The following is a 12,458-nucleotide window of genomic DNA, read 5'->3' on the forward strand; positions in this document are numbered from 1 at the left end:
AGTAAACTCCTTTCCATTAGAAAATCGCGAGCACGACCGCTATCCCTGTTCCAATTGCTAAAGCAGTTAAAAAGGCTTCCGCACCTTTAGAAATTCCTGAAACAAGATGACCCGCAATCAAGTCTCTAATTGCATTTGTAATTAACAGACCAGGTACAAGTGGCATTACAGAACCTATAATGATTTTATCAAGTTCCTTACCAATTCCCGTCACGATAAAGAGATAGGCGACCATTCCAATCACAAACGACGCCATAATCTCCGCAAAAAATTTGATTCGGATTAACCCGTGAAGGTAGATAAAAAGAGCAAAGCCCACTCCTCCCGCTACACATGCTGGTAAAAAATCCGTCCAGGTCCCAAGGAACATGATTGTAAAACAGCCACTGGCAAGGGCTGCGGCAAAAATCTGAATCCAAACGGGATAGGAAAGATCCAGTTTCGAAAGTTTCTCTAGCTGTATTTTTGCTTCTTGAAGAGATAGATCTCCGCTACTTATTTTGCGCGAAATGCCATTTACAAGGGTTACCTTTTCTAAATCTGTTGACCGTTCATTAATTCTTATTAAATTAGAAGGTTCTGTTTCACTCGTCGAAAACATAATCGCGGTTGGTGTTACATAGCTATGAGACGTTACATTCCCAAATGCTGCAGCCATACGATTCATTGTGTCTTCTACTCTATACGTCTCTGCCCCGCTCTCAAGCATTATTTTTCCCGCCAGCAGACAGATCTCTACAATTTCACTCTTTTTTTCCATAAAACACCGCTCCGATGGTTAAAAATTTCGCATACAGTAAAGCTTATATGAAAGACAGCCTCATAATCAACTTAAACTTTGGTAACCATGACAATAATGGTAATTATTCTGGTTTTATGATATATTCATCCATTATAGAGGATGTTCAAAAAGGCTTTCACACAGTAGTGGTTTCTTGAACGTCCAGTAAAGGATAACGAAAGAGGTTATGGCCGTGGAAAATAATAACGTTTCAAATTTTATTAGAAATATCATAATCGACGATTTAGAAACAGGTAAACGTGATCATGTCGTTACCCGATTTCCTCCAGAACCAAATGGTTACTTACATATCGGGCACGCAAAATCAATCGTTCTGAATTTTGACCTTGCAGATGAATTCAAAGGTAAAACTAACTTACGCTTTGATGATACAAACCCTTTAAAAGAAGATATAGAGTTTGTAAACTCAATCAAGGAAGATGTAAAATGGCTTGGATATGATTGGGACGGTTTATTTTTCGCATCAGATTACTTCGAAGAAATGTATAATCGCGCCGTTTTACTAATCAAAAAAGGACTTGCATATGTAGACGATTTAAGTGCAGATGAAATCCGCGAATATCGTGGAACTCTTACAGAGCCTGGGAAAGAAAGTCCATACCGCGATCGTTCCATTGAAGAAAACCTGGAGTTGTTTGAAAATATGCGCGCCGGTAAGTATGGAAATGGTGAAAAAGTGTTACGTGCAAAAATTGATATGAAGTCTCCAAACATCAATTTACGTGACCCTGTTATTTACCGAATTTCACATACGACACATCATAACACAGGTGATAAATGGTGTATCTATCCATTGTATCCTTTTGCTCATCCGGTTGAGGATGCAATTGAAGGTGTAACCCACTCCATTTGTACAATTGAATTTGAAGATCAACGTCCTTTTTACAATTGGGTTGTAGAGCATTGTGAAATGGAAAGTAATCCTCAACAAATTGAATTCGGTCGCATTAATTTAACGAATACAGTGATGAGTAAGCGTAAGTTAAAGCAACTTGTTGAAGAAAACTATGTGGACGGATGGGATGACCCTCGCATGCCTACAATCTCAGGGCTTAGAAGAAAAGGGTATACACCTGAAGCGATTCGCACCTTCTGCCGTGAATTAGGTGTAGCGAAAAATAACGGAACGGTTGATACTCAAATGCTTGAACACTTTGTTCGTGAGGATTTGAAGCTTAAAGCGCCACGGACAATGGGTATCATCAATCCACTTAAAGTTGTAATTACCAACTATCCAGAAGGGCAAGTAGAAATGCTGGATGCGGAAATCAACCCAGAAAATCCAGAAATGGGTACAAGACAAATTCCATTTTCTCGTGAAATCTACATCGAACAAGAGGATTTCATGGAAAATCCACCGAAAAAATATTTCCGTCTCTTCCCTGGCAATGAAGTTCGTCTCAAGCACGCGTACTTCATTAAATGTGAAGAAGTCATCAAGGATGAAGAAGGAAAGGTTATCGAACTTCGTTGTACGTATGACCCTGAAACAAAGAGTGGTACTGGCTTTACCGGTCGTAAGGTAAAAGGAACGATTCACTGGGTTGAGGCGACACAAGCGGTTCCCGCTGAATTCCGTCTGTATGAGCCACTTATTTTAGATGCAGAAGAAAATGAGGAAGAAGAAGATAAAACATTCCTTGATTACGTCAATCCAAACTCACTTGAGATTTTAAATGGATTTGTTGAGCCGAACATGAAAGATGTGAAGCCACAAGACAAATTCCAATTCTTTAGACATGGATATTTCAATGTGGATCCGAAGCATACAACGGATGACCACCTCGTCTTTAACCGAATTGTTTCATTGAAAAGTTCATTTAAATTATAAAAAAAAAGACTCGTGCCCATGCACGAGTCTTCTTTTTTAATATCTGACTTCTAACTCAATTCCTTGGTAATAGTGCTTAAGGATTTCTTCAAAAGTCGCTCCTTTTTCAGCCATTCCGACTGCGCCTGTTTGTGACAAGCCAACACCATGGCCCCAGCCACCACCAAATACTTTAAAGCCAACTACTTCTTTTGTTTTATTGTTAGTAACCGGCTCAATGTGGAACAGCGTGCTTAACAGGGACGCTTGATTCCCACTCGCATTAATGTATTTTAACGTCGTACGAATTGCGTCTTTATATTGATAAAAGGTACCATTTTCCGTAACAAACTCAATTGTTAGTACACGTCCCGAGCTTGAGCGCTCAAGCACATTGATTTCGTAAACCTTCCCTACCTCCGTATTATATGACGTGCTTAATACATCGCTAATTTCTTCTGCCGTCCATTCAAAATTCCATCGATGGTATTTAGACCAATCCGCTTCAAAATCTCCCTCTTTCGCAGCACGTAATGACTTGGAGTTACTGTGATTCTTAAAGACATCTAGGGATGGAACATGTTCGAATGCCTTCCCTCTCTGGGCATCTGGCACTCCTCTTAAATATGGAACAGGATCTGAATTCCACACATCTTCATTATTAGCAGAAAAACCACCACTTGTTGAATTAAAGACAGCTGTAATTAATTTCCCTTCATATGTTGCAACAATTCCTCGTGTACCATCAACTGCACCATTTGAAATTGGGTGTTCGGCCTCATATCCACCATATACTTGATCAGATGTTGTCGGGAGGAGATCATAGCCATCCTTGCCTCTCTTCCCCATATTGGATAATGCATAGGTTCTAGCAGCAATTGCCTGTGATTTTTGTGCTTCTAATTCACCATATGGGACAGGTGGCAACTCACGTGGAACTACACCATACAGATACTCCTCAATGGGAAGCTCATTAATTCCCGCAAGCGCACCGGAGCTATTAAAACCGATTTCAGCGATTCCACGGTATTTTTTTCGTTAATTGTTACAATATCTTCTGAAATGACTTGGATAGGGTTAGTCGTTGTTTTCGATGTTTCCCCATTTGAAACCTTGATAATTGACTCTCCTTCAACAGTCGTAATGACTCTCCAATAGGCATCACTTCCACCTAAACCTTTGGCGACGATTTCATTTTTAAATGCATTCCTGACTGAAAATGAAGCATCTGCTGGAAACTCACCAATTAATAGTCTCCAACCATTATTGTATTCCTCAATATAAGTCGGATACCCGTTTGATTCTGCACGCTGCAACCAATCCGCTATATAAGCATTGCTTGTTGAAAAAGCAACCTGTAATCGATAGTTTGTTTTCACAACGGATGAACCCGCCAGTTCAACCAAGACCTCCTCGTTAGAACCTGTTAGAAGGATTTCACCTGTTTCTTTATCAATCACATCAAAGTCACCAACTCCTCCCACGGTTAGTGAATCCTCAGAAGGCACAACCCCAATGCGAATATCAGGTTCGTCTCCCTCACTCGCTTCTGCTGGGTTGCCCCAGATTCCTTGCAGCGATAAAATGCTGACAAGAGCAAACACAAAGAAAAGCTTTACAACTTTATTCACACACAATTCCCCCTACTTGTTTTTTTCACCATATACATAAGTTCGTTAGGGGAATAAAATTACCTTTCATACAAATTTACTATTTTTTAAAATATTATTTTAACTATGCGTTTTACCTGTTCCCTACCATCTGATTCAAACCGACAAAATTCACTTTTATTTTATCCTTTTTAAGGTCTATGGCCACCTGTTGGTTGAAATATACACCCGACTTTAGACCTATTCTCAGATCCTAAGGAATAAAAAAAGACCAGGATATCCTGGTCACAGACTGTTGACAAACGCTCGCATACTGCGTTGCTTGCCTCTCTCGTTGCGCTCATTCAGCAACTTCTATTCGCGTCTTCGCTCAGCTGTGCGCCTTGTCTGACAAGCGTCTTCAAGACAGTCTGAGACTTGAATTAAAATTTAAATTTCGTTAATAATTTGTGTAGACAAAGTCAGCGCTGACATTGTCTACACTCTTAGATGGGAAATCCTGGTATTTATGATTGATATTGTACTTGATGCAGATTCGCGAAGATCCCACCTTTTTCAAGCAGTTCATCATGTCCGCCTTGTTCCGCGATACCATCCTCAGTCACAACTACAATACGGTCTGCATTCCGGATTGTAGCCAGTCTGTGTGCGATGACAAGTGTAGTGCGGTTCTTGGATAGCTCTGTTAATGCTTTTTGAATGATTTGTTCAGTCTCTGTATCTAAAGCTGAAGTTGCTTCATCCAAGATGAGGATTGGCGGGTTCTTCAGGAACATTCGAGCAATCGCAATCCGTTGTTTTTGACCACCTGATAGCTTTAATCCCCTTTCACCAACCTGTGTTTCGTACCCATCCGGTAACCCAGCAATAAAGTCCTCTAAATGAGCTCTTTTTGCTGCTTCCTCTATTTGTTCATCCGTGGCTCCTAGCATCCCGTACGCAATATTTTCTTTTAATGTACCTGTAAAAAGGAACACATCCTGCTGAACAATTCCAATTTGTGAACGCAAGGACTGTTTTGTCATTTTTCGAATATCCATTCCGTCAATTGAAATTGAGCCATTATCAACATCGTAAAAACGTGGAATTAACGAACAAATTGTTGTTTTTCCCGCTCCCGATGGACCGACAAACGCCACGGTCTCACCAGCATGAACCTTTAGATTAATATCCTTTAAGACTGGTCCCTGCTTATCATCATAGCCAAAGGTAACATGATCAAACTCGATATCCCCACGCAAAGATGGTACAGCAACTGCATCTTTTGCATCTTGAACTTCTGGCTCCATATCAAGAAGCTCTGTAAACCGTTTGAAGCCTGCCATCCCCTTTGGATACAGCTCTAATAAGGCACTAATTTTATCAATCGGCTTAAAAAGAACATTGACATAAAGGACAAATCCGACAAGTTCCCCGTACGTTAGCTCTCCAGTAAAACTTAACCATGCACCTACTACCAGCACGATTAACACAAACAAGCGTGTCATAAGGTATATCCCTGCCGATGTAGAACCCATTACCTTATAGGCACTAAGCTTAGAACGACGGAACTTTCGATTGTCTACCTTAAACCTGGAAATCTCGAATTCTTCATTTGTAAAGGATTGGACAACACGTGCTCCCGCGACACTGTCCTCTACTCGTGCATTCACATCAGCAATATTGCTGTACATTGCTTTCCAAGCACGATTCATACGGACATTGGAAAAAGCAATGAGCCAGATTAGAAATGGCACAACAATAATAGCAATTAATGCAAGCTTCACGTTAATCGTAAGCATAATCCAAAATGCACCGACAAATGTCATAATGGCAATGAATAAATCTTCAGGGCCATGATGGGCAAGCTCTCCGATATCAAACAAGTCATTCGTTATCCGGCTCATGACATGACCTGTTTTTGTATTATCGAAAAAGCGGAATGATTGCCTTTGGACATGCTGGAACAATTGCTGCCTCATATCAGTTTCAATATTGATTCCCAGCTTGTGACCCCAATAACCGACAATAAATTGGAGCCCCGAACTGAGAAGATACAAAACTAATAAACCGATACTAACCCAAACAATTGCGGACCAATTGCTCGTTGGCAATAGTTTATCGATGAACCATTGCACCGCTAGCGGAAAGGCTAACTCTAAAATCGCCACAATCACTGCACAGCTGAAATCAATTAAAAACAGCGTACGATGCGGCTTATAATATGTAAAAAAACGTTGTATCATCCTGTTCTCTCCTTATAACTTCCTTCTACCTATATCGAATTATAAGATGTTTAACCTGAATTTGACAAATTATTTTGTTAGGCGAAATATGTTAGGTTGGGCACATATACCTCCACGCAAGTACTATGTCACTTTCTTTACATTACTGGAGCCACAAGAACCGTCCCCCTGGTCCATGAATAGATATATAGAAATAATAAAATGGGGTGGTGAACTAAGTGGATGTACCGACAATTTTATCGGGGCCAATCCTTCGTCGTGTTGAGCCTTCTCAAGTCTATATATGGATTGCATTACGCAAACGATTTAAGCTTGGAGCAAAGCTGTACCAAATTAAAAACATGGATGGTACAAATTTTACGTACCATGAAATAGATTGTCATTCTGAAACAACTACCTTTTGCGCAGGTAAACAACTTTATATCAGCCTAATCAAACTAACACCCTATCAAGCCCAATTTCCTGTGAATACACTCTTAGGCTATAATCTCCATTTTCAAAAGGACTCTGACGTCCTTGATTTACAAGATTTCGGACTTTTAGGAAGAGACCAACCAAACTCCATCACTTACGGAGACCTCCATTTCCCGAGCTTTTTTATCCCAGATTCGTCCCAACAACAAAGCAATCTCTTGTACGGATCATGCCGAAAGCTTCATGGAAAAGGCGAGGATGCGCTTAGTCAAGGAGATAAAACCCTCGAACAGAATTATCTAGACCTTGAAAAACGCCCGAGCACTTTATTTCTATTAGGTGACCAAATATACGCAGATGATGTGCCAGATCCAGTTTTTCCAATCATGGTGGAAGCCGGAAAAAAACTTATTGGAAAAGAAGGAGAACTTGCTGAAATTGAGCCTCGCCTTAAAGAGCAACCATTTAACAAATCAATCTATCAGACTCGTGGACGACAATTTATTATGGAGCGCTTTTGCAAGTTCACCTCCTCACACTCTCAGAACCACGCTATGACATTAGGCGAGTATGCTGCATTATATTTATTATCTTGGTCACCCGAACTTTGGGATGCTTATACAATCGAAGGTAACTTCCCCACTTTTGAGGAAAGCACCAAGTATAATCAAATTTATTTTATATACAAAAAAGAAAAGCGAAAAAAGGAGGAGAAAATATACGAAAAGGAATATAACGAACAAGTGGCAGATGTGAAGATTACCTATCAAACACTTTCAAAGGTAAGAAGACTACTAGCAAACATTCCAACCTATATGATTTTTGATGACCATGACATTACAGATGACTGGAATATTAGTCACGATTGGAAAAAAAATGTCCACCAATCAAATCTCGGAAGGCACGTCATTTCTAATGGATTAATGGCCTATTGGTTATTTCAAGGCTGGGGCAATGACCCAGAGCGATTTGACCAAGATTTCTTGTACAATATCTGGAAGTACCCTAAATCATATCAAATACCTTCACGTTCACACGACTTGTGGGAGGATGTCTTGTGGAATTTTGACCAATGGCACTTTGTTGCACCAACAAATCCAACATCCATCTTCCTTGATACACGTACACAGCGAAAATATGACCACACCCCACTTCCTGTATCCCTTGGTCGAAATTTTGAAGAAAAAGACCGTCCTCCTCAGTTGATAAGTGAAGAAGGCTGGAAAAAAACCACAGATTGTTTATATACAAGTGGCTGGAATCACGGAGAACCGCTCCTCGTTGTTTCCCCCACCCCCGTCTATGGAATTGGTTTAATCGAGTCTTTTCTCAATCAATATATCCATCCATTAAAAACAATTAGAATTCCTGTCACAACTGCATTTGACTTTGAATCATGGAAATATAACGGAGAGGGTTTTAGTGGATTCTTATACCAGATTAAGGAGTGGAACCCTAGTCATTGCTTTATTTTATCAGGTGATGTCCATTACGCATCGGCTGTTAAAACGAATGTAGAATTTCAAAACGGCGAAAATCTTTGCATCTACCAATTTACAAGCAGCCCGATGAACAATATGAGTTTTTCAGGTATCCAAGGTGGACTAATGAAGATGATTGTCACGCTAAATGCAGCGGCACGAAAAAACAAAGAAATCAATCGATATTGTAATGAAACGTATGATATCGTTAAGCAAAAGAGAAATGAACCCTGCCCGGCGGGTTTTACATGGAAGGAAAAGATCAAATACCTCTCTACAAATCAAGGCCCTATCATTGAAACGGATAATAATCTTGGACACCTTGTCCTCATTCCGTCCTTTATCCAAAACACATTGCTGCAAAGCAACAACATAATCACCTATGAACCAATTCCACTTTCAAATAAAAATAACCCCGTGCATAGCTAGGCACGGGGTATTCTCACTTATTTAATTGGCTTTTTTAAAAATCCGACAAGTAATGCTGTTACAACAGTACCGATAATAATCGCGAGTACATATAACACCCAGCTACCTGACACAAACGGAATAACAAAGATTCCACCGTGTGGAGCTGGCAACCCTATTCCAAACAACATTGTAAGAGCACCTGTTACCGCAGAACCAATGACAGCAGAAGGAATGACACGGCCTGGGTCAGCAGCTGCAAATGGTATTGCTCCTTCTGTAATAAACGACGCTCCCATGAAATATGCGGTTTTTCCAGCTTCACGTTCTTGCTTTGTGAACTTATTTTTAAACAGTGTTGTGGCTAAAGCTAGTCCAAGTGGAGGCGTCATTCCCCCCGCCATAATTGCGGCGTGTGGTGCGTAGTTTCCAGCATCAATCATCGCAATTCCAAAGGTAAATGCGGCTTTGTTAATTGGACCACCCATATCAATCGACATCATTCCACCTAAAATTAAGCCTAGTACCACTAAATTTCCTGTACCAAGTCCTTCTAACCATCCTGTTAATCCATCCATCACAGACTTTAACGGACCAACAAGCACATACATAATTATACCTGTAATCAAAATTCCAAAGAACGGATAAATCAAAACTGGCTTAAGTCCCTCAAATGAAGATGGTAAACCTGAAAAGATTTTCTTCACTAACAAAACAACATATCCTGCAAGGAATCCGGCGATTAAACCACCTAAAAACCCTGCTCCTCCTGTTGTTGCCATTAAGCCACCAATCATACCTGGTGCTAATCCTGGGCGATCAGCAATACTCATTGCAATAAACCCTGCTAATACAGGAATCATTAATTGAAATGCATTAGCGCTTCCGATTGTCATTAATGCGCCCGCAATCGGGTTATAGGAAGGATCGTTTGGGTCAGATGCATGAATGCCAAAAATAAAGGAAATAGCAATTAACAATCCACCCCCGACAACGAACGGAAGCATATTGGAGACACCATTCATCAAGTGCTTATAAAAGCCACTTCTTTCTCCACCTTCTGACTTTTGCTTTGTTGTTGCTTGCGCATGGTAGGTTGGAGCATCCTGGTTAATCGCTCTTGATAACAATTCTTCAGGGTTTCGAATTCCTTGTGCAACGGGAACTTGAATCACCTTTTTACCGTTAAAACGGGCCATCTCCACCTGCTTATCAGCCGCAACAATGATTGCAACTGCTTCATCAATTTCTGCTTGAGTAAGAGCATTTTTCACACCAGTTGAACCATTTGTTTCAACCTTAAAATCAATGTTCATTTCCTTCGCTTTTGCTTTTAATGAATCTGCTGCCATGTATGTGTGGGCAATTCCTGTTGGACATGCTGTTACCGCAAGAACCTTTTGCTGCCCTTCTTTTTTCTCAACTGGAGCTTCTTTTTCTTCTGATTCATTTTCCTCAGACTCATTCTCCTTTTCATTAATTACATCAATTAACTCGTCCGGAGTTTGAACCTGCATTAATTTTTCACGAAAACCTGTGTCCATAAGTAATGAAGACAAGCGTGATAATGTTTCAAGATGTGCATTATTCGCCCCTTCACTTGCAGCAATCATGAAAAACAAATGGCTTGGCTGCCCGTCTAATGATTCATAATCAATTCCGTTTGTTGAGCGCCCAAATGCGATTGCTGGTGTTTTCACTGCAGCTGTCTTCGCATGTGGAATCGCAATTCCTTCCCCAATACCGGTCGTACTTTGGCTTTCTCTTGTTAAAATTGCTTCCTTATATTGTTCTTTATCTTGCAGGCGTCCGGCTTCATCAAGTTTTGACACCAATTCATCGATGACTTCAAGCTTAGATGAAGAAGAAAGCTCTATGATAACCGTATCTTTCTTCAACAAATCCGTAATTCTCATGCTACATGTTCCTTTCTATACTTTTTTCACTTGTACCTGTGAAATCAATTCCTTAATTTTGTCTTCGGTTGCTAATCCTTCCGAATAAGCAGTAGCACTACCCGCAGCTGCCCCAAAGCGAAAGGCTTCAGTCGCATCTTGATTCTTTGAATAGGAAGCAATAAAACCCGCCACGACAGAATCTCCTGCCCCGACCGAGTTAATAAGCTTTCCTTCTGGAATACTTGCAAAATAGACATCGTCTCCAACAAACAGCAAACTACCCTTGTCCGCCATTGAAACAATGACATGTTCCGCTCCCATTTCAATCAGCTGTTTCCCATAAGGAACGGCTTCTTCTGCATTATTGATTTCAACACCAAATATTTCACCAAGTTCATGATGATTTGGTTTGATTAAAAACGGCTTATATGGAAGTACCTCGACTAATAAATCCTTTGTGGCATCAACAACCAGTCTTACCTCTTTATTTTTTAGCATTTCTGCAACTTGTTGATACAATGTGGATGGTAATGAAGAAGGGATACTACCCGCAAGCACCAACACATCCCCTTCTTCCAACTGCTTAAACTTACCTAATAGCTGTTCACGCTCATCAGATGTGATTTTTGGTCCGGCCCCGTTTATCTCAGTCTCGACATCAGCATGAAGCTTTACATTGATTCTTGTGTCGTCTCCAACAGTAACAAAATCTGTTTTGATACCTTTTTTCGTTAAGGCATCAATTAGAAATCGTCCCGTAAAACCACCAACAAACCCTAATGCGACGCTACCTATTCCGACATTTTTCAAGACTGTGGAAACATTGATTCCTTTCCCACCTGGGCTTTTTCGATCTTGTTTTATTCGATTCAGTTCACCAACCTTAAAATCATCCAGCTCGATAAAATAATCGATAGAGGGATTTAATGTAACTGTGTAAATCATGTTGTCACAACCTTTATGTTGATATGTTCTTGATATGATGCAAGTTCATTTTTTGCTAATTGATCATCTGTTATTAAAATGGCATCTTTTAAAGATGAGATTTTTGAAAAAGAAACCTCGTTGAATTTTGTGTGATCAGCTAAAATAAAACTTTCCTTTGCTAAGCCCATTGCCGTTTGTTTAATCAGTGCCTCTTCAGGATCAGGGGTGGTAAAGCCAAACTTCAAATCAATTCCATTCACCCCTAAAAAGCATTTATCAAATCGATAAAGATTCAAACTCGATAAGGCTCGACTCCCAATTAACGCCTTTGTTTGTGGTTTTACAACACCACCTATTAAATAGGTGGTAATTCCTTTTTCAAGCAAAGGTTCAATTAAATTGAAACCATTTGTTACAACCGTAAGTTCCTTTTGATCAAGAAATGGGATTAGTTCCTGCGTTGTCGTCCCGGCATCCATATATATAGAGTCTCCATCTTGAATAAGCTTTGATGCATATTTCGCAATCGCTCGTTTTTCTTTGATGTTTTTTGCAGTTTTTTCGATATAACTTGGTTCAAGGCGATTTCCATGAACGAGTGATGCCCCACCATGGACTCTTTTTAATTTATTTTCATTTTCAAGTTGTACCAAATCACGACGAATTGTGGATTCCGACGAATTCGTACTTTCAACCAACTCTTGAAGTTTCACAACACCATGTTCCTTTAATAAGGATAAAATAAGTTGATGTCTTTCCGGAGTTAACATCATGTCACTTCCTTAATGGATTGTACTCTCATTATATTGAAGCCATTTTCACAAATCAACCAAAAACAATCACTTTCATCCAATTTCATTCACGAGTAATTTTTCCCTCTTTC

Annotated in this window: 9 protein-coding genes; 2 read left to right on the top strand and 7 right to left on the bottom strand. The window is 40.0% G+C overall.

From position 1 onward, the window contains the following. Window positions 1-16: 16 nt before the first annotated feature. Window positions 17-760: a threonine/serine exporter family protein gene (locus tag BTHG_RS13745; RefSeq protein WP_010677306.1), complete on the bottom strand. Its 744-nt coding sequence runs from the start codon at window positions 758-760 to the stop codon at window positions 17-19. A 208-nt stretch (window positions 761-968) separates the two neighbouring features. Between BTHG_RS13745 and BTHG_RS13750 the strand changes: the two genes are divergently transcribed. Continuing rightward, window positions 969-2,633 carry a glutamine--tRNA ligase/YqeY domain fusion protein gene (locus tag BTHG_RS13750; protein ID WP_408605275.1) on the top strand — a complete coding sequence of 555 codons (1,665 nt, stop codon included), beginning with the start codon at window positions 969-971 and terminating at the stop codon, window positions 2,631-2,633. A 36-nt stretch (window positions 2,634-2,669) separates the two neighbouring features. Here BTHG_RS13750 and BTHG_RS13755 read toward each other — a convergent pair whose 3' ends face one another. The 3 genes from BTHG_RS13755 to BTHG_RS13765 form a co-directional block, all read right to left on the bottom strand. Further along, complete coding sequence (locus tag BTHG_RS13755) at window positions 2,670-3,632, bottom strand: SpoIID/LytB domain-containing protein (RefSeq protein ID WP_083849121.1); 963 nt, start codon at window positions 3,630-3,632, stop codon at window positions 2,670-2,672. Next, on the bottom strand, window positions 3,551-4,243 hold the full coding sequence (locus tag BTHG_RS13760) for an SPOR domain-containing protein (RefSeq protein WP_010677309.1): 693 nt from the start codon (window positions 4,241-4,243) through the stop codon (window positions 3,551-3,553). Before BTHG_RS13760 ends, BTHG_RS13755 begins: the two co-directional genes overlap by 82 nt. 485 nt (window positions 4,244-4,728) lie before the next feature. Beyond that, entirely contained in the window at window positions 4,729-6,447 is a 1,719-nt protein-coding gene (locus BTHG_RS13765) for an ABC transporter ATP-binding protein (protein WP_010677310.1), read from the bottom strand. A 218-nt stretch (window positions 6,448-6,665) separates the two neighbouring features. On the opposite strand from BTHG_RS13765, the gene BTHG_RS13770 reads away from it, so the two are divergent. After that, a complete protein-coding gene (locus BTHG_RS13770; protein WP_010677311.1) occupies window positions 6,666-8,771 on the top strand; it encodes a metallophosphoesterase family protein in 2,106 nt (701 codons plus the stop codon). Between the two features lie 17 nt (window positions 8,772-8,788). Here the strand turns inward: BTHG_RS13770 and BTHG_RS13775 are convergent, their stop codons facing one another. From BTHG_RS13775 to BTHG_RS13785, 3 genes are read right to left on the bottom strand one after another with little or no spacing between them, the layout of a single operon-like run. Continuing rightward, the gene (locus tag BTHG_RS13775; RefSeq protein ID WP_010677312.1) at window positions 8,789-10,666 is read right to left on the bottom strand and encodes a PTS fructose transporter subunit IIABC; all 1,878 of its coding nucleotides are present in this window, start codon (window positions 10,664-10,666) and stop codon (window positions 8,789-8,791) included. A 15-nt stretch (window positions 10,667-10,681) separates the two neighbouring features. Beyond that, window positions 10,682-11,593: a 1-phosphofructokinase gene (pfkB, locus tag BTHG_RS13780; protein WP_010677313.1), complete on the bottom strand. Its 912-nt coding sequence runs from the start codon at window positions 11,591-11,593 to the stop codon at window positions 10,682-10,684. Continuing rightward, window positions 11,590-12,345 (bottom strand): DeoR/GlpR family DNA-binding transcription regulator, encoded by a 756-nt coding sequence (locus tag BTHG_RS13785; protein WP_010677314.1) that lies wholly within the window; start codon window positions 12,343-12,345, stop codon window positions 11,590-11,592. Before BTHG_RS13785 ends, pfkB begins: the two co-directional genes overlap by 4 nt. Window positions 12,346-12,458: the final 113 nt, after the last annotated feature.

The organism is Bacillus timonensis, assembly GCF_000285535.1.
GTDB classification, from domain to species: Bacteria; Bacillota; Bacilli; order Bacillales; family Bacillaceae_L; genus Ferdinandcohnia; species Ferdinandcohnia timonensis.